Source organism: Kocuria sp. TGY1127_2, from assembly GCF_013394385.1.
Taxonomy (GTDB): Bacteria; Actinomycetota; Actinomycetes; order Actinomycetales; family Micrococcaceae; genus Rothia.
Window position 1 is genome coordinate 681,256 of sequence record NZ_AP022834.1, and the last position, 19,151, is coordinate 700,406.

Sequence of the window (19,151 nt, forward strand, 5' to 3'; positions counted from 1 at the left end):
TGGTCATTCCCTCGAAAACGCCAGCGGCCTAGATTCAGTACCGGAAGCGAGAGGAAACGCGGCGCCCATCGTAACGGACGGACCCGGTCGAGTGCCTTTGCTCCCGTCGCTGGAAGGAGCACAAAGAATTGTCAATTGTCACGATTATCGGGGCCGGGGTCATCGGTCAGTCCTGGGCGCGCTTATTCTCGGATGCCGGCTGGGAAGTGCGCGTATCCGATCCACGACCCGACCTGGAGGAGGCCCTGACCGGAATCCGCGCGACAGCTGAGCCGGATCTAGCCCGTGCCCTGGAGAGCGCTGACTTCGTTCAGGAGAATGGACCCGAACGGATCGAAGTTAAGAAGGAGCTCTTCGCGGCAGCCGCCGAGCACGCGGCCCCGAACGCGGTCCTCGCATCGTCCTCTTCTTCTCTCTTGCCCTCGGCCATGGGTGAGGGCAATCCGGCCGCCGAACGAATCCTTGTCGGCCATCCCTTCAATCCACCGCAGCTCATGCCCTTGGTCGAGGTCGTCCCTTCGGCGAGCACGTCTGAGGAATCGATCCAACGCGCTATAGAGGTATACCGCGAACTCGGGCGCCAACCCGTGCGTCTCAAAAGAGAAATTCGCGGTTTCGTTGGGAACCGGCTGCAGAAGGCCTTCAATGATGAGGCAGCCTATCTGGTCCAGGAAGACATCATCGCCCCCGACGAGCTGGACACCTTGGTCCGGAACTCGCTCGGGTTGCGGTGGTCGACCATCGGGCCGTTCGAATCCCGCCACCTCGGCGGAGGACCAGGAGGCATTCGACATCTGGACGCCCACGTCGGAGCACAGATGGATTTCCGCACCGGCCATCCGGACCCGACTCGCAAAGGCGAACTTCACGAAGCAGTCGAAGATGCCTACGGGGTCGGCGACGCTGCGTACGTTCAATTGATGGAAAGGCGGGACCGCCGGACCAGAGCGGTGCTCGACGCACTGACCAGGTGCGGTGACGAGGAGGAAACCCGATGAGCCGAGCAGCCCACAACGAATTGACGGCTTGCCTGCGAAGCGCCCCCGCAACAGAAGATGATTTCGACCCGCATGCCGCTCTGACGGACCTCCTCGGATGTGTGGGGCTTTCCCCGAAGGACTCCGGCGGGACGATCGACTTCGTGGGAAGCGATCCCGTGCTTCCCGACGTTTTGCGCTTGGCTGGCGGCACTTCGATAGCTCTCGTCGCCAAATCGGTCGCTGTTGCGGCACTATGGCGCATGAGGGGCGGCCGAGGCCAAGATATTTCGATGGATCTGCGTACCGCGCCTCGCCGACTGTGCCCGTTCTACGAGAAACGGTGGGAACTGCTCAATGGATACCCTATGGGCGACCCAGTGGCCGTGAGCGACACATTCTCAACCTCGAGCTTCTACCGGACCGCGGACGGGCGCTGGATGCACCCCATGGGGCCCTATCCGAAACTTCGCCACGATACCGCGAAGCTACTGGACGTACCGGAGAGCCGGGATCGCGTAGCAGAAGCGATATCGCAGTGGAAGGCCCTTGATCTCGAGGAGGCCGGCGAAAAGGCCGGAGTGATCATGCCGATGTGCAGGACCACGGACGAGCTGATTGCGACCCAACAGTACGACCAAGTCCTCTCCAATATGCCTCCCGTCGTGGTGGAAAAGATCGGGGATAGTGACCCTGAACCCCTCCCCGGTGGCATCGAGAACCCCCTTGAGGGCGTGCGTGCCCTGGGCCGGGCCCACATCATCGCGGGCGCCGGAGCCGGACGAGCCCTTGCCCTTCACGGAGCAGATGTCCTGAACGTATGGGATCCGAACGAATACGAGCTCCCGCTGCTCTACGGAACGTCGAATGTCGGCATGCGCTCGACCACTTTGGACCTCAAACGCGAGGACGATGCGGCAACCATGCAGGATCTTCTTCGCGGTGCGGACATCTTCTTTGCCAACCGCCGACCAGGGTACTTGGGTCGACACAACTTGGACGCCGAGAACGCGTCAGCTGCGCGGCCCGGAATCATTCACGCGAGTGTCAACCTCAATGGTGAGACCGGCCCCTGGGCGGGGCGCGTTGGATTCGACCAGACAGCCGGGGCACTTGCCGGTGTCCTGATCGATGAGGGCCAGGACGGGGTGCCATCGCTTCCTCAGGTGCCCGTGGTCAATGACTACATCACCTCGTGGTTCCTGGAACTCGGAATCCTGCGGGCGCTCATGCTGCGAGCCGAGCACGGAGGCTCTTACAAGGTGTCCGTCTCCTTGACCCGTACAGCCCTCTGGATGCGCAGCCTCGGGATCTTCGACAAGGATTACGCCCAAGCGACCGCGGGAAAGGCGCCAGGGCACGAATACCTGCCGCCGAAAACCTTCACCACGGAAACACCTCTCGGGCGCTACCAAGGTGTCGCCGAACAAGTCAGCATGTCTCGAACGCCCGGGGCATACGCCTACCCGTTGATCCCACGAGGATCTCATAAACCACATTGGATCGGAGGAAACGAAAGATGACGCACTTGTTGGCCCTTCAGCTTGTGCCCTCGAGGATCTTCCGCATAGACACCTCGACCGGGCAAACAGAAGTTCTCGTCGAGGACGCCGGACCGTTCCCAGACGGCATCGTCGTATTGGACGGCACGGTGTACTGGACGACTATGGGAGAGCCCGCAGGGGACTTCTCCCTCGCCGATGAAACCGGTCTCGACTTCTCACGGAGCAACGGCGGCCTCCACGCCATTGGTCTGGATGGAACCGAATTCCGCGATCTCGTCCCCGACGGGAGCTTGACGACCGGAAAACAACTCACGGGACACGGCCCCAGGCTCTATTGGTCCGACCGCGAGGGATGCCGTGTCACGAGGTGTCGGACGGACGGGACTAAGTTGGCGGATCTAGTGTCGAAAGAGCCCGGGGACCAACTCGATGAATGCGTCGGCGTGGCCGTCGACGAGCAGCGCGGGTGGATCTACTGGACACAGAAAGGTCCTTCCAAAGGAGGCCTCGGGCGGATCCTGCGTGCGCCTTTGAACCCGACTGACGGCCGAGCAGACCTGCCCGACGTTGAGACGCTGTGGGAAGACCTGCCGGAACCCATCGATATCGAACTCAGTGACGGATACATCTACTGGACCGACAGGGGAGCAGGGCCGGAGGGCAACACCCTCAACCGCGGTGCGATCCCCGAGCCAGCCAAGAAGGGTGAGGAACCGGAGATCCTTGCCCAAGGGTTCCAGGAAGCGATCGGTCTTGCCGTTGACGTCGAACGCGAGACGGTATTCGTCTCGGACCTGTCCGGGGCCATCCGAGTGGTCCCGCTTCCCGGATCGAGCGGCGAGGAAGGAATTCTCGCTGCTTTCGAAGGTCCGATGACGGGTCTGGCCATGTGCTGATCTCGGAGTCGGACGACGTCGGTATCCGTCACGCCGTCAGCGGCTGGTCTCCAGCTGACGGTTGATCCGGTGAATCAGCATGTCCAAGGCGACCAGATTACCGCCTCCTTCGGGAATGATCAGGTCCGCACGCCTCTTGGACGGTTCGACGTACAGCTCATGCATGGGTTTCACGGTTGAAAGATACTGGCTCTCCACCGATTCCACCGAACGGCCGCGTTCCAAAACGTCCCTCTTGATGCGGCGAAGGATGCGGACGTCGGCATCCGTGTCCACGAATAATTTGATGTCACAGCGCTCGCAGATCTCGTCCTCGGCGAATATGAGAATTCCCTCGAGGATCACGATCGGCTGGGCATCAATGATCGTGGTCTCGTCGGCCCGATTGTGAGCCGCATAGTCGTACATCGGGCACTCGATGCTCTTCCCGGCAACCAGTTGATCCACATGGTGGATCAGCAGCTCGTTGTCGAAGGCTTCTGGGGCATCGTAGTTAAGTTGGCACCGCTCCTGATAGGACAGATCGTCGCGGCGCTTGTAGTAGTTGTCGTGGTAGACCACAGAGACGTGTTTGTCGAAGCTGGCGACCAGCTCACGGGTCAAGGTTGTCTTACCGGATCCAGTGCCTCCGGCAATGCCGATGACCAATGGTTTCATGCGTGAACTGCTCCCGATGCTCGATTTCTACTGCTCCATTCTGCCGTATGCGGAAGTCAGGTATATCCAAAAACGTGCTTCGGTGAGTGCATGCCTGACCACAAATCAGCGCTGGTTGGGGAAGACTGCGTCTTTCGTCGATTTCCGCCCGCTCAGTCGGTAGGAGGCCTCGGCGTACAAAAGGAGCGCCGCGTGAACAAGACTGCCCGTAGGGCTGTCTCATTCACGCGGCGCTCTCATGCAGTCGTCCGCATCGCAGGCCGACCGTCACCGCCTCAGCGTATCGGCGATCAGGCCTCGACCTCGACGTCGTCGAACGTGGAAGTGTCAATGACGCAGCGGAACTTCACATCACCGGCGACGACGCGATCGTAAGCGTCGTCCACCTCCTGAACCGAAACCGTCTCGATCTTCGCCCCGAAACCGTGCTCGGCGCAGAAGTCGAGCATCTCCTGGGTCTCGGGGATGCCGCCGATGTTTGAACCGGCAATCGCCTTGCGCCCGCCGATGACCGAACCGAAGCTGAACTCCTGCTTCTCGGGCGGCAAACCGACGACTGCCATGACACCCCGCGGCTTGAGCAAACTCATGTACTTGTCCACCGGAATGGATGCGGAGATCGTGTTCAGGATCAGATCGAATTCACCGCGATGATTCTTGAAGAAATCTTCCTCCGAGGTGGCCAGGGTTCGGGTCGCGCCCAGCTCCTTGGCGTCCTGTTCCTTCTTCAGCGTGCGCGACAACACCGTCACCTCGGCGCCCTTCGCGGCGGCGATCTGGACGCCCATGTGCCCCAAGCCACCGAGCCCCAGAACAGCGACCTTCTTGCCCGGCGCCGCATCCCACGTCGCAAGAGGCGAGTAGGTGGTGATGCCGGCGCACAGCAGCGGAGCGGCGACGTCGAAGTCCAGGGCATCCGGGATGCGGAGAACGAAGTCCTGGTTCACCACGACCTTCTCGGCGTAACCCCCTTGAGTGATGCTGCCGTCGACATCTTCGGAATTATACGTGCCGACCATTCCGCCACGGGTGCAGTTCTGTTCCTGTCCGTCGCGGCATTCCTCGCACTCGCCACAGGAATTGACCATGCAGCCGACGCCGACCCGATCTCCGACCTTGTACTTGGTCACGTCGGAGCCCACGGCCTCGACGACACCCGCAATCTCGTGACCGACGGTCAGCGGGAAATGAGCCTCGCCCCATTCGTTGCGGATGGTGTGGATGTCACTGTGGCAGATGCCGGCTGCTTTGATATCGATCAGGACATCATCAGGCCGGGGATCGCGACGGTCGATCGTGGCGACCTTGAACGGCTGGTCCGGGCCGGTTTTCTGGAGAGCCTTGACTGAAATGGGCATGAAACTGCCTCCTGAAGTCGTACTAGATGAATCACGTATAAATCTACGGCTATGTCTCCGTGATGTCTGGGCCGTTCGCCGTACGCATCATTGGGTGTGAGTTTCCTCAGAATTGTGACTCGGGATGTGCGACCCGGCATGGACGTGTCGGACTGGCCCGAGTAGAAGTAGAAGTTATGCCCTTAGATTCCCCAGGAAAGTTCAACACCGAGCAGAAGAGGATCCTGGCACTGACCCTGGTGCCTCTCTTCATGTCCCTGCTCAGCGTGTCCATCGTCAACGTCGTACTTCCCGCCGTGCAGACATCCATCGGTGCCAGCAGCTCCGAATTGCAATGGGTCCTCTCCGGCTACGCGCTGGCATTCGGCGTCCTCTTGGTAGCGGCAGGCCGTGCCGGGGATGTGTACGGGAGGGGGCGTCTTTTCATCTTAGGTGTCAGCCTGTTCGGTCTGGGGGCTCTGGTGTCCGGGCTCGCGCCGTCGGCCATCGTGCTCAATATCGCGCGAGTGGCGATGGGGCTGGGGTCGGGTTTCCTCAACCCACAGGCCATCGGGCTCATTCAGCAATATTTCAAGGGAACTCAACGAGGCAAAGCCTTCGGAATGTTCGGCGGCGTCGTCGGTGTCTCCGTGGCCATCGGCCCCGTGCTCGGCGGCATCCTGATCAGCCTGTTCGGGCAGGAAATCGGCTGGCGGGCAGCGTTCCTCGTCAACGTTCCGATTTGTATCGTGGCCCTCTTGCTCGCCAGGGCTTGGCTTCCGGATACCGCTTGGAAACCGGTTCCTCCCGAGCACTCGACGTCGTCGTTGCCAGTCATCGACCCGACGAGTGCCGCACCCAAACGGAAAGCCGATTTGGATCCGGTAGGTCTGGTGACCTTCGGCCTTGCCGTGCTTCTTGTGATGCTCCCGTTCGTGGAATCTTCGGTCGGACCGTGGATCTGGGGGTCCATCGTCGTGGCTGTAGCCTTGCTGGTCTTCTGGGCCTTCTGGGAGAGGCGTTACCGGAGGAACGGTGGCGAACCCATGATCGACATGGAATTGTTCAAGACCCGATCGTTCGCCAACGGAACCATGCTGATCGGTTTGTACTTCGTCGGTGTCACCAGTATCTGGGTTCTGGTTGCCCTCTACATGCAGTCAGGTCTGGGACACACGGCTCTGGCCTCAGGCATGATGGGTCTCCCCGCGGCAACCGCGAGTGCCATCAGCGCACCGGTCGCCGGTCGATACATTGTCAAAATCGGCCGACCCCTGGTTCTGATCGGGATGAGTTCGGTCCTATTCGGATTGCTCGTGACAGCATTGCTGGTTTTCCTCCACGGACGAATTGGCCTCAGCGAGTGGTGGATGCTTCTCAGCCTGACCTTCGTCGGCGGCGGCCAGGGACTCGTCGTGAGCCCGAATCAGACGCTGACTTTGGCCGATGTTCCGATGCGTTACGCGGGGTCGGCTGGCGGCGTCCTCCAGACCGGGCAACGCGTGGGCACGTCCATCGGCATCGCGGCGATCACCGGAATCGTTTTCGCCCTGGTTGCCAAGTCCGATTGGTCGACGGCGATGGTCGTCGGGCTTCTCGTGATTGCGGTCGTGGTGATCCTCGCCGGGTGCATCGGCATTCGCGACCTGGTGCAAGGGCGTCGGGAAGAACGCGTCGCCTCGTAGCCGGATACGGGTCCCGAAAAGCAAGAGACCGTAGGTTCATCTCCGATGGACCTACGGTCTCAAAAAGTTCGAGCCGCGGGATCATGCTGATGATCTCGCGGCTCGAACTGTTGGTCGGGATGACAGGATTTGAACCTGCGACCTCGTCGTCCCGAACGACGCGCGCTACCAAGCTGCGCCACATCCCGATGTTGACTTGTCCGCACGGGAAACCCGAATATCGCGTCAAGCAACTTCTCTAGAATAGCGGATCCGCCATAGCCCGGCAAACCGGCCAAGAGTGGCCCCGGGCACGTCGCCTTCCACCCGGTTATCGGCTGGCCCACTCCACGAGCTGCAGAATGTTCTGGTACGTCTGTCCGGTGGCTTCGGTCATGCCTTGTTCGCAAGTCCGGTTCGACGAAGCATAGGCCGAGTAGCGTCGCGCATTGACCTCAGCTGCTTCGGCGCGGGTTGCGGACTGGGTGAGCTCAGGATGGAGCATCCCGCGGTCGCCCGCATAGGCGCAACAGCCCCATTCGAGCGGAACGTGGCATTCCTCGGCAACGGCGTTCCCCAGCTCCTCGAGCTGAGGCCCCAGACCCAAATGGGTCAGCGAACACGTCGGATGTAGGACCAGCGAGTCGAGCTTCCGATGGATCTCGAGGAGCGGCAGAATCGCCGTCGCGACGAATTCGACCGAGTCCACGAAACGGATTCGTGAGAAGTCCCGAACCTCGCCATCCGGAGCCTGCTGAGGGCCGGTGGCCGCGGCGTCGAGCACCTTGGACTTCATGGTTTCGAGCCCCTCGGTGCACGACGACGCATCGCAAACGACAGGCAATTCTCCGCCGCGGGTCGCAGACCAGAGACCTTCCAGCACCCGATCGGACATCACGGAATAACCATCGGTGAACCCCTTGGACTTCCACGGGGTTCCGCAGCACATCGAATCGATGCCTTCCGGCGTGTTCCACCGCAAACCTGCTCGATGCGCCAAGTTCATCAGCGATGACGTCGCGCTCTCCTCGGCAGGTGCCCCAATCCCATCCACCGCACCGAACATCGAATTGACGCAGGCCGGGAAGAAAACGAAAGAGGCTCCATCATCGACGCGACTCGCGCGGCGTCGGCCGCCCGAAGGCAAGTGCTTGTTGTACTGGGGTATGACGTCTTCGCCGAGAATTTTCCGCCCCAGTTTCGTCGCGGCGACCGGCACGGGCCAGGGGAGGCGCTTGGCGGCACGCAGTCCGTAATTGGCCGCGTTATTCGCAGCCCCCCAGTTCTCGGCTGCGACCTTCCACCCTGCGCTCTCGGTGGGTTGCTGTTTTTCCGAGCGCAAACGGCGAATCAAGTCGCCCGTGTTGATGTCCACGGGACAGCGGGTGACACACATGCCGTCCACGGCGCACGTTTGTTCGCCTTCGTAGTCCCAGTCGGCCTCCAACTTCCGGACGAGTGTGTGATCCCCTCGTGCCCGTGCTGCCTCGAGCTCCCGACGCATCACGATTCGTTGCCGAGGAGTCAGGGTGAGGTCCTTGGAAGGGCATACCGGCTCGCAATAGCCGCACTCGACGCAACGGTCCACTTCTTCCTCGACGGTCTCCGCAACCTTGAGATTCTGCACATACGCATCCGGATCGTCGTTGATGACGACGCCGGGGTTCAGCATGCTGCCCGGGTCGATCAAGCGTTTGACCTCGCACATGACCCCGTACAACTCGTCCCCGAACTGACGGCGCACATATGGAGCCATGATGCGGCCCGTTCCGTGCTCGGCTTTGAGCGACCCCCGATTTCCCAAGATCAGCGAAACCATGTCTTCGGTGAACTCGCGGTAGCGTTCCAGCTTGCTTGGCTCCGAGAAGCGCTCGTTGAGCATGAAATGGATATTGCCATCCTTCGCGTGACCGAAGATCACCGAATCCTCGTAACCGTGCGCGTCGAACATGGTGCCGAGGTCTCGGCAGGTCTCACCCAGGCTCCCTACGGGGACCACAACGTCCTCGAGCAGTGCGTTGGTTCCGGTAGGGCGGTTGCCCGCCACGGTCGCGTACAAGTTGTTCCGAGCCGCCCACAAGAGAGAGCGTTGCCCGGAATCCGTGGTCATCTCCGCAGGAGATGAAAGATCCAAGGACTCCAGCATCGAGCGAGCGGCCTCGTACCTTTCAACGACTTCCTTGGAGGTCGTGGCCTGGAACTCCACCAAGAGCGCCGCGTGCTGGTCGACGTCGACCTGGGCCAGAGCGTCGGCGACCTTACCTGAGCGCTGGGCCACGCGAATCGAGGTCGAGTCGAGGAGCTCAACGGTCGCCATATCGGCCTCGACGAGGAGGGGAACCGTGGAAGTCGCCGAGATGAGGTCCGGAAAAACCAAGAGCCCGGTTGACGCGGCGGGAAGTATCTCCAGGGTTCTGAATGTTGCTGATGCCACGAAGCCGAGGGTTCCTTCAGAACCGATGATCAAATGCTCGAGAATGCGCACCGGTTCCTCGAAATCGAGGAATGCGTTGATCCCGTAACCCATCGTATTTTTCATCGAATACTGATGCGCGATGATGCGGCGCGATTCCGGGTTGTCGACCACACGGCGTCGCAATCTTCGCAACCCTTCGTGGATTTGTGGTTCTTGCTGACGCAATTGAGCATCCGCGTCGGCCTCCGACGTATCGATCATGGTCCCCGAAGGAAGGATCAAGACCATGGAATCCAGGGTCCGGTACGTATTGAACTCGGTTCCGCAGGACATCCCCGAGGAATTGTTCGCGACCACTCCGCCGATCGTGCACGCGGATGAGGAAGCAGGGTCAGGCCCGATTTTCCGTCCATACCGTCGAAGAGCGCCGTTCACCGCTCCGACGGTAGCGCCGGGCTGCACGCGAACTCTCCGTCCATCGTCCAACACCTCAAGCCCGCGGAAGGCCCGGCGAGTGTCGACCATGACCCCATCGGAGACGGCCTGGCCGGAGAGGCTGGTGCCGCCCGACCGGAAAGTGACGGGCAACCCGGCTTTCGAAGCCGAGGACATGACGGCGGCGACGTCGTCCGCCGAGCTCGGTCGCACAATGCCTTGAGGGACCAGAAGATAATGCGAAGCGTCATGCGCCATCGCGAGCCGGTCAATTTCCTTCGAAGACGCCGCGGCGCTGGATCCGGCCTCGAGACTGACCGCGAGGGCTTCGCATTCGGGGCTCGCCGGGGCCTCCGATACGGCGAGCGGGGAATGTGCGAGCGGTGTCAACGGTGTGGTGGAGCTCATGTTTTCCATCCTAGAAGGCTGACAATCACCGTTCCACGGAGGATAGCCATGCCTCATGCAGCTCCGAGAATCGTCCGCCCGCATCGATCAAGGCCTGAGGAGATCCGTCCTCGACCACGCGACCGTCGGAGACGACCAGCACGCGCTCCGAATCCAAGATGGTCGACAGACGATGGGCGATGACGACGGCGGTTCGGCCGCCCAACAACTCAGACAGACCGCGCTGGACGAGCTTCTCGGAAGGCAGATCCAGGGACGCGGTCGCCTCGTCAAGAATCAGGACGGCCGGGTCCGCCAAGAAAGCGCGGGCGAATGACAGCAACTGCCGTTGACCTGCCGAAACCCGTCCGCCGCGTTTATTGAGATCCGTATCATACCCTTCGGGCAGTTTGCGGATGAACTCGTCCGCGCCCACTTGTTGAGCCGCCCGAATAACCTCCGAGCGGGTCGCGCCGGGGCGTCCCAAGGCGATGTTGTCGGCCACCGAACCCGAGAAGAGGTAGGACTCCTGCGTGACCATGACAACCTCTTGACGAAGATCGGTATCTCGCAGGTCCCGCAGGTCTACGCCGTCCAAAAGAATCCTCCCCGAGCTGACGTCATAAAACCGGGCAATCAGTTTTGCGATGGTGGACTTGCCTGCGCCCGTCTGGCCGACGAGGGCAACTTTCTGGCCAGCCGGAATGCTCAAATCGAGGGTGGGCAGGACCGGGTTGGTGGCCTCTTCGCGATAACTGAACGTGACCTGGTCGAATTGTAATCTGCCACGAATCTCTGAGGTGCCTCCCGGAGTGCGCGGCCGGTCAGGGTCTGCCACGCTGGGACGCTCTTCCAGAAGGCCGGAGACCTTTTCGAGTGCAGCGGTAGCGGACTGGAGAGTGTTGTAGAAGCTCGAGAGATCCATCAGCGGGTCGAAAATTCGTTGCGTATAGAGCACCAAGGACAAGAGGGCCCCGACCGCGATAACACCGTGCAGAACGTTGTAGCCTCCGACGACCAGAACCACAGCCACCGTGAGGTTGGATAGCAGCATGACTCCCGGCATGTATATGCCGAAGAGGCGGACCGATCTGAGGTTCTGTTGCCGGTATCGATCAGCGAATTTCATGTAGGAACGGCGCGCACTCGGCTGGCGGCGGAAGGACATGACGGCGCGAATACCCGTCATGGTTTCCGTGAAGTTGCCGATCAGTTGGGCCGATGAGATGCGTTGGGCTCTGTACTGGACCTCGGATCTCTTTCTGAACCAGACCGTCAGCGAGATCATCGGTATCAGCGCGATTCCGATCACAATAGCGGTGTGCCAGTCGAGGGCGATCACGATGACGGCCATCATGACCATCGACAACAACGAGGAGGCGATCTGCGAGAGCCCCGAATCCAGGAATTCACGCATCGTCTCCAAATCCGAGGTGAGGCGAGAAATGACGCGGCCCGAGGTGTACTTCTCGTGGAAATCCAGACTGAGCCGTTGGACGTGCGCAAAAGTTCTACGCCGGATCCGGTACAGGATCGATTGAGAGATTTTGGCGGTGATCGTCTCGTTCAGATAGACCGTCAGGGCAGATATCACCGCCGAAACAATATATGCGACGACTATCGCAATCAGCGCTGCCGGATGGCCTTGCTTCAGTTGAGGCAATCCGATGTCGATGCCCCAGCCGGTCAGCGCGGGGCCCAATGCGCCCAGGCCCTCGGACACGATGACCAAGGCCAACGTCCCTACAGCCGGCCAGAGAACCGGCTTGACCAGGGAGGCCAGCAGTTGGAAGGAGCGTTTGCGAACGGCCTTGCTCTCGCTCTTGGTTAGATTGATTTTGTCCTCATTGCGGACACCTAAACCTGCGGTGCGTCGTTCACTCACGGTAGCCCTCCTCGAGGGTGTCTTCTGCCGTCATGACGTGTCGGTACTCGGCCCGCAACATGAGCTCTCGGTGCGTCCCGTAAGCGATGATCTTGCCCTCGTTCAAGAGCGCGACCCTGTCCGCCAACGCCACGGTGGAGGGGCGATGCGCCGTGAGAAGCGTGGTCGTATTCGTCAACGTCTCACGCAGTCGTCTCACGACCGTCTCCTCGGTTTTGGTGTCCAGAGCCGACAACGGGTCGTCCAACAGCAGGATCCTCGGGTGGGCCGCGATCGCCCGGGCCAGGGCGATGCGCTGACGTTGCCCGCCGGAGAGGCTCAGACCTTCTTCCCCGATCTGGGTCTCGACGCCGTTCGGAAGGGTCAGTGCAAATGCGGCGTCCGCGACGTGGAGGGCTTCGGACAGGATTTTCTGACGGTTGGTTCGATGGGATTCGTCGAGGTCTTCCCAATCGATGGGCTCCAGGTCACGGCCCACAGGCTCAGGCAGGCCGAAGAGGACGTTCTCCCGAATGCTCGTCGAGAACAGCGTGGGTTCTTCGAAAGCGATGGCGATTTGTGAACGGAGCTCATCGAGAGCCAAGTCCGCCGCGTCCATGCCGTCCACCAGTATTCGTCCTGTCGAGGGGGAGTAGAGACGATCCACGAGGGACAGAATCGTGGATTTTCCTGAACCGGTGGTTCCGACCAGAGCGACGGTTTCTCCTGGGCGTACGTCGAAGGAGACGTCGTCGAGAACCATCGTTGCCCTCTCCGGTGCCGGGATCTCGTTCGCCGTACCTGCCCCGGACGCGTCGAACGGGATGCGGCCCCCTCCGGAGTCTTTCGGGTAGGCGAAGCTCACTCCGTCGAACGCCAGGGATGCGGCGGGCGGAGGGATAGCATCCAGGTCATCAGGATTCCAGCCCGCAGCCGGGTGAGTGACGCCGAGAACTGGAACGGACTCTTCATCCGACTGGGCCATGACCTGTCGGTGTCGCTCCGCCGCAACATGGGAGGCCTCATAGAGATTGATGATCATGCCTGCGCTGCGCAAGCGTCCTGTCACGATGACCGCCGTCCCGAGGAAAGCCACCGCGTCACCCACGCTCAGCAGACCGTTCATGTAGATCCACCCTGCGACAAGCAGGGATATTGCCATCATGATTTCGGGAACGAGCCATGTCCGGGCGGAGAGGGACGCCATTGCTTTGGTCCGGGAGATCTCCGTGAGACGCAGTCCCTGCGCCTGATCGGAGAATTCCTCAAGGGAGTGCTCGCCTCTTCCATGTGCCTTGAGGACCCGGATGCCGTGCACGGATTCCTCGACGGACGTTGCGAGGTCCCCTGCCCTCTGCTGGACTTCTCGAGTCAGTGCTCGGACACGTTTCATGGCCCGAGCGATGATCACGAGGACAGGAATGACGCAAAGCAGATAGATGAGCGCGAGCGGCCAGGCGTCGAACGCCATGAGCCCGACGCCGACGACGACGGTGACCACGATCAACGTCAGATTGGGGATTCCGAAACTGAACCAGCGACGAATGAGGCCGAGATCCGACGTCGACCGGGAGAGCAGCTGGCCGGAAGACCACTGATCGTGAAAAGAGACTGGGAGGCGGGCAAGCTTCTCGAAGAGCGCCTCGCGCATGCGCATCTCCATGTGGAGTGCTTGGTCCATGATGAGGTAGCGACGCAGCCAGATGAACACGACTTGCAAGAAGCCTAGGGCGGCGACGAGTGCTCCACCGCCCCACACCGAGGCCGCACCGGAGCTGTGGTTCTGGATCGCATCGACCACGAAGCGGAGCGCTTGAGGAATCGCCAGCCCCATCAAAGTTGCCGCCACGGCAGAAATGATGCCCAGGACGAGCTTGGTGCGAATAGGTTCGATGTACCCGGACAACAACTGTTGGGCTTCCGGGCTCTGACTACGCTGCACGAAGCAAACGATACTCTTCGTTTTTGCCAGTCAGACCTGGTTTCGCCTCGGGGGAACCCGGAGTCGAGGGGTCGCTGCTAGGCCGGTCGGGCGGTCAGATGAAGCAGCACTGCTTCCGGAGGGCAGAACAACCGGACGGCCGCGTATCTCGAGGTACCGAGACCCGCCGTGACTTCGAGGGGGACGCCCTCCTCGTAAGAGATTCCTTTGGCTCGCGAAGGATCGAGATCACAGTTGGAGACGATGGCACGGCCCCCTGGAAGACAGATCTGGCCCCCATGGGTGTGGCCAGCCACCATGAGCTCCGCGCCGTCATCGACAAAACGACGAATCGTGCGCATATAGGGGGCGTGCATCACCCCAATGCGTAACGAGGGTTCCTCGCGTGCTCCATCAGGGTGAACGAAGCCCGGATGACTGTCGTAACCCAAATGAGGGTCGTCGACGCCGGAAAAATCCAGGCGAACTCCCTGGATGCGAAGACTGCGAGCCCGGTTGATCAGACCTACCCAGCCGCGGTCGTCAAAGGCCTGGTGCATCTGCGCAAATGGCAGGACATCTGGAGCACGCTCATCCCGCTTTTCATCTCCTGTGTGCTTCCACAGGTAGCGGGCGGGATTCTTGAGCCGGGGAGCGAAATAGCAGTTGGAACCGGGTACGTAGACTCCCGGGAACTCCAACAGCGGATCCAATGCAGTCAACAACGGTGGCAGGCCGTCGAGATGGCTGAGATTGTCTCCCGTATTGATGACCAGGTCGGGATCCAAGTCGGCCAGGGAGTGTACGAACTCGGTCTTTCGCCGCTGTCCCGGAATCATGTGCATATCCGATATATGCAGAACCCGGAGGGATGGGGCACCGGCAGGGAGCACCCGCAAGGTTTCCTCCCTGACCTGGAATCGGTTCAATTCGACACAATGGCCGTACGCAACGACGGCGGCCCCCGTCGCGACCCCGATTCCCGCGCTCCTGAAGGCCGTGGGGAGGATCGAAGCTGTGCCGGAGGCCGCCGAAAGGCGAAATCGGTTCACCGTTGGCTACTCCGCCTTCTGTGACTTGATGTCGTCACTCTGGACCTGGTCCGAAGGATTGGTGAAGGGGTCCGTGTTGTAGTCGCGAGATACGGCCTTCATGTAGTCCTGCCACTGTCGGCCCGCGTACGTCGCACCATCCACGTAATCCTTGGTCTGACCTCCGATCCGAAGCCCATTGAGGGACCGCGAACCGAGGTCCACGTTGCCGACCCACGATGCCGTCGCGACGCCGCGGGTGTAACCCACGGTCCAGGTTTGGGTGGAATCGTCCGTGGTACCCGTCTTGGCTGCCGAAGCGTTCTCCAAGCCGATCCCTCGTTGGTAGGCAGAGCCCTTGGTCAAGACGTTCTTCAAAACGAAGCTCACACCTCGGGCGACGTCAGGGTCGATGGCTTGGTTGCACGAAACCGGAGACACGTCCATGGCCTGGCCCTTGCGGTCGGTAATGCTCTCAATCGAACGCGGTGAGCAGTACTTGCCCTCCGAGGCGTAGGTCGCGAAAGCATTGGCCATAGCCATGGGAGCAACGTTTTCCGTACCAATGAGCGAGGCCAGGGAATCCTGGGTTTGGATTTGGTCTCCGGAACCGTCCCCCTTGACCACGCCAAGGTCCTGAGCGGTCTTGCCGATATTGCAGAGATCCAGATAGTTGTCCATCGCGTAGAGGGCCGAGTTGATCGAGTTGTAGAGGCCCTCATTGACCGTCATAGGCTTGTTGTAGCCTTCCTCAGCGTTTTGGAACGACCAAGCCCCATTGGCGCCGGGGTTCTCCACCGAACCGCCGGGTTTGCAGCTGGCTCTCCATTTGGTTCCCGCTGGATAGCTCAACTTGGAAGCGTCAATCGTCGAGTTCACGCCGTTGCCTTCCTTGATCCACTCGGTCAGGGAGAAGGCCTTGAAAGTCGAACCGGGCTGGAACCCTGGTGTGCCGCCCATGGCAGAGTCCACGTTGTAGTTGTACACCGTGTTCCCGACTCCCTTGCCATTGTTGTAGTTGGAGTTCTGGGCCATCGAAAGGATGTTCCCCGTACCCGGCTGAACCGAGACGAGCGAGGTGCTCACAGAATCAGGGTTGTCGTCAGTCGGCTGGGTCTGGTTCACCTGGTCCTGGGCAGTCTTCTGGTCCTTGCTCTTCAAGGTCGTCTTGATGGTCAAACCACCACGCGTCAACAATGCCCGACGTTCGTCACTGTTGTCGCCGAACCGCTTGTCCTGCAGGAACTCATTGCGGACGTAATCACAGAAGTACGGGGCGTCGGTTGCGGCTTCACAGCCCGACTCCGTGGTGTGAATGTCCAAGTCCAGTGGTGCGTCCTTGGCCTGATCGTATTGGTCCTGCGAAATCTTTCCGTGCTGGAGCATAGTGTGCAGCACGGTATTGCGCCGATCCGTGGCGGCCTTGGGATTGGCTTGAGGATCGTAATAAGCAGGGGACTGAACCATTCCGGCCAACAACGCTGATTGCTGGACGTTGAGGTCCTTCGCGTCGATGCCCCAGTAGTACTTCGCGGCCGCCTGGACACCGTAATTGCTTCCGCCGTAATTGACGAGGTTCAGATAGCCGTTGAGGATATCGTCCTTCGACTTGTTCTGCTCCATCGAGATGGAGAGCTTCATTTCCTTGATCTTGTCCAGCATGCCCTTGTTGGCACCCATGGTCGTGGTGGCGTCCTCACCGCTCTGGGTCGCCTGATCAATCAGCAGGTTATTCACGTATTGCTGGGTGATCGTGGAAGCGCCCTGACGCGAGCCAGGGTGGACGATGTTGTTCAACAGGGCACGTCCGATACCGAACGCGTCCACACCTCCGTGGTCGTAGAAGCTGTCATCCTCGATGGACAGCTGGGCGTTGACCATGTTGTCGGAGATCTGGTCCAGAGGGACCTCGCTGCGATTCTCTGAATAGAACGTCGCGATCTTCTGCCCGTCACTCGTCAGAACCGTCGACGGTTTCGACAGAGGGCCAGCGGAGAGATCATCAGGGAGCCCTTTGAACCAGTTGATCGAGGCGCTCGCGGTCAAACCGGCTGTGGCCGCCGGCGGAATGAGGAGGCCAGCGGTCACGAACCCCGCAACAATACTGAGGGCAAGGAACTGAATGAAGTCGCTCGGAGTTCGTCGGTCACGCTGCCGAGCGGATTTCTTGGGTGAAGCCATTCCAACAGCATACAAGTCGATATAGGAAAACGTACGCCTCTGGGCCCCCTCTGGGGACAAATCACTCCGTGTCCAAGACTGCGCTGAATGAGCGCTGGGAGAGCACCCAAAGTCCACTTTGTGTCGGGCCGGGCAATATGCCTTTCAGGAACGCGGACGCTCAGGAATAGCGCGGCGTTGCGGGGGTGGATAGGCTGGGACCATGACTCAATGGGAATACGCGACAGTGCCGCTCATGATCCACGCAACCAAGCAGATCCTCGATAATTGGGGTCAGGACGGATGGGAACTCGTTACGGTCCTCCCGGGGGCTGCGCCGGCAGGCGATGCTCCCTCGGGCAATATGGTCGCGCCGACACAGGCGAACCCCATCGCCTACTTCAAGCGCCCCAAGGAAGGCTAAGACTATGGCTACGTCGAAGGTTGAGGAACGATTGGCAGCCGAAGGGCTTGTGGTTCCGGACGTTGCCGTCCCCGTAGCTTCCTATGTGCCCGCGGTGGTTTCGGGGAACTACGTCTACACTTCCGGCCAGATCCCGGTCCAGAACGGCGAATTCGCGTTCAAGGGCAAGGTCTCCGACGGCGGCGAGCCGGGAACGGTCGGCATTGAAGACGCTCAGGACCAAGCTCGAGTGTGCGCCCTCAACACCCTGGCCGCGGTGAAGTCTGCGATCGGTGATCTCGACCGAGTGCGCCGGATCGTCAAGGTCACCGGTTTCGTCAGTTCCGTTCCGGAATTCACGGGCCAGGCTCAGGTTCTCAATGGCGCGTCGGAGTTGTATGGTAAGGCCTTCGGGGAGGCCGGGGTTCACGCCCGGTCAGCTGTCGGCGTCGCCGTCCTTCCTCTCGACGTACCCGTTGAAGTGGAACTCATCGTTGAATTTGCCTAATCCTCTCGCACTGCCCGTCAACCGGGTAACCGCGAAAACCGGCCCAGCATCCTGTCCGAAGCCCGCCGGTGACTATTATTTTCCGCTGACCTCGCGTGAGGCCACCGCCGCGCGAGCGTGGATGGCGGAAGAAGACAGGTCTGCTTGCTGCCAGGCGAAAACGGCTGCGTCGGTCGTCTATATCCGCGAGGGAAAAGACGGGCTTGAGACGTTTCTCACCTACAGGACGACACCGGCGTCCCCTCTGGGTCGTATCTGTTTCCCCGGCGGTGCCGTGGAGCCGGAGGACCACGATCCCGTGGGATGGTACGGGCCGACACCCGCGCAGTGGGCACAGAAACTGGGGCACAACGACGTTGTCGAGGCCAGGAGCGCGGTCGTTACGGCTATTCGCGAAAGCTTCGAGGAAGTCGGTGTCCTGCTTGCCGGGCCGAATGAGCAAGACACCGTCGAATATACGGAAGCCAGCGAAACGATGGCCTCGCGGGAAGCGATCGCTGGGCACGAACTGGGCTTCATCGCCTATCTCAAACGCGGGGGACTCAAAGTCCGGACGGATCTCCTGAAGCCCCTCGGACGGTGGCAGACGCCTGACTTCTCCCATCGGCGATTCGACACGCATTTCTTCGCTTCCGTGGTTCCCGTGGGCCAACGCCCGAAACTTCTGGCGTCGAAAGGCATGTGGGGACGTTGGGTCCCCGCACGCGAATTGGTCTCCGACAAAACGTCGACGGCGCTGGGGAACGAGATCGATCTTGAGGACACCCGCGGAAAATCACTTGAAGAGTTGATGACGCCGGGGACTTTGTCCGTCCTCGAATCCGTTGCGACCTGCCAAACGACTATTGCCTTTCTGACGAAGAAACGTCAGGTCCACGTCAAGAAACCGGAACTCGTAGAAAAGGACGGACAGCTCATGTTGGCCTTCACCCCACCGCGAGAGGCCGTCAAGACCAGGGCAAAAGGTTCGTAGTCCGCATTTCCGCATAA

14 protein-coding genes and 1 tRNA gene are annotated in these 19,151 nt (G+C 60.7%); 7 read left to right on the forward strand and 8 right to left on the reverse strand.

The window, feature by feature from the left end; genetic code table 11:
* Nucleotides 1–128 precede the first annotated feature (128 nt).
* Genes sake_RS03035 through sake_RS03045 form a run of 3 tightly spaced genes read left to right on the forward strand, consistent with a single transcriptional unit; the run spans nt 129 to nt 3,378 of the window.
* Nucleotides 129–998, forward strand: a complete 870-nt coding sequence (locus sake_RS03035) for a 3-hydroxyacyl-CoA dehydrogenase NAD-binding domain-containing protein (protein ID WP_178945433.1) — start codon at nt 129–131, stop codon at nt 996–998.
* Entirely contained in the window at nt 995–2,500 is a 1,506-nt protein-coding gene (locus sake_RS03040) for a CoA transferase (protein ID WP_178945434.1), read from the forward strand. Before sake_RS03035 ends, sake_RS03040 begins: the two co-directional genes overlap by 4 nt.
* A complete protein-coding gene (locus sake_RS03045; RefSeq protein ID WP_178945435.1) occupies nt 2,497–3,378 on the forward strand; it encodes a hypothetical protein in 882 nt (293 codons plus the stop codon). Before sake_RS03040 ends, sake_RS03045 begins: the two co-directional genes overlap by 4 nt.
* A 36-nt stretch (nt 3,379–3,414) precedes the next feature.
* Here the strand turns inward: sake_RS03045 and udk are convergent, their stop codons facing one another.
* Nucleotides 3,415–4,035 carry a uridine kinase gene (gene udk, locus sake_RS03050; RefSeq protein WP_129359032.1) on the reverse strand — a complete coding sequence of 207 codons (621 nt, stop codon included), beginning with the start codon at nt 4,033–4,035 and terminating at the stop codon, nt 3,415–3,417.
* A gap of 290 nt (nt 4,036–4,325) precedes the next feature.
* Complete coding sequence (locus sake_RS03055) at nt 4,326–5,393, reverse strand: NAD(P)-dependent alcohol dehydrogenase (protein ID WP_129359034.1); 1,068 nt, start codon at nt 5,391–5,393, stop codon at nt 4,326–4,328.
* A 176-nt stretch (nt 5,394–5,569) separates the two neighbouring features.
* Here sake_RS03055 and sake_RS03060 point away from each other — a divergent pair, with 176 nt between their 5' ends.
* Nucleotides 5,570–7,057, forward strand: coding sequence for an MFS transporter (locus tag sake_RS03060; RefSeq protein ID WP_129359036.1), 1,488 nt, complete (start codon nt 5,570–5,572; stop codon nt 7,055–7,057).
* 111 nt (nt 7,058–7,168) lie between these two features.
* Here sake_RS03060 and sake_RS03065 read toward each other — a convergent pair.
* The 6 genes from sake_RS03065 to sake_RS03090 all read right to left on the reverse strand — a co-directional run bounded on the left by sake_RS03065 (nt 7,169) and on the right by sake_RS03090 (nt 17,271).
* A tRNA-Pro gene (locus sake_RS03065) sits at nt 7,169–7,245 on the reverse strand.
* A 122-nt stretch (nt 7,246–7,367) separates the two neighbouring features.
* Nucleotides 7,368–10,295, reverse strand: a complete 2,928-nt coding sequence (locus sake_RS03070) for an FAD-binding and (Fe-S)-binding domain-containing protein (RefSeq protein WP_243155731.1) — start codon at nt 10,293–10,295, stop codon at nt 7,368–7,370.
* Between the two features lie 25 nt (nt 10,296–10,320).
* Nucleotides 10,321–12,159 (reverse strand): ABC transporter ATP-binding protein, encoded by a 1,839-nt coding sequence (locus sake_RS03075; RefSeq protein WP_178945436.1) that lies wholly within the window; start codon nt 12,157–12,159, stop codon nt 10,321–10,323.
* Nucleotides 12,152–14,080 carry an ABC transporter ATP-binding protein gene (locus sake_RS03080; RefSeq protein WP_178945437.1) on the reverse strand — a complete coding sequence of 643 codons (1,929 nt, stop codon included), beginning with the start codon at nt 14,078–14,080 and terminating at the stop codon, nt 12,152–12,154. Before sake_RS03080 ends, sake_RS03075 begins: the two co-directional genes overlap by 8 nt.
* A gap of 77 nt (nt 14,081–14,157) precedes the next feature.
* A complete protein-coding gene (locus sake_RS03085; RefSeq protein ID WP_129359042.1) occupies nt 14,158–15,111 on the reverse strand; it encodes a metallophosphoesterase in 954 nt (317 codons plus the stop codon).
* Nucleotides 15,112–15,117: 6 nt separating this feature from the next.
* Nucleotides 15,118–17,271 carry a transglycosylase domain-containing protein gene (locus sake_RS03090; RefSeq protein ID WP_129359044.1) on the reverse strand — a complete coding sequence of 718 codons (2,154 nt, stop codon included), beginning with the start codon at nt 17,269–17,271 and terminating at the stop codon, nt 15,118–15,120.
* Between the two features lie 202 nt (nt 17,272–17,473).
* Between sake_RS03090 and sake_RS03095 the strand changes: the two genes are divergently transcribed.
* The 3 genes from sake_RS03095 to sake_RS03105 are packed head-to-tail and all read left to right on the forward strand — an operon-like array spanning nt 17,474 to nt 19,134.
* On the forward strand, nt 17,474–17,674 hold the full coding sequence (locus tag sake_RS03095; RefSeq protein ID WP_129359046.1) for a hypothetical protein: 201 nt from the start codon (nt 17,474–17,476) through the stop codon (nt 17,672–17,674).
* A gap of 4 nt (nt 17,675–17,678) precedes the next feature.
* Entirely contained in the window at nt 17,679–18,161 is a 483-nt protein-coding gene (locus sake_RS03100) for a RidA family protein (RefSeq protein ID WP_129359048.1), read from the forward strand.
* Nucleotides 18,154–19,134, forward strand: coding sequence for an NUDIX hydrolase (locus sake_RS03105; RefSeq protein WP_243155732.1), 981 nt, complete (start codon nt 18,154–18,156; stop codon nt 19,132–19,134). The genes sake_RS03100 and sake_RS03105 overlap by 8 nt, the downstream gene beginning before the upstream one ends.
* Nucleotides 19,135–19,151: the final 17 nt, after the last annotated feature.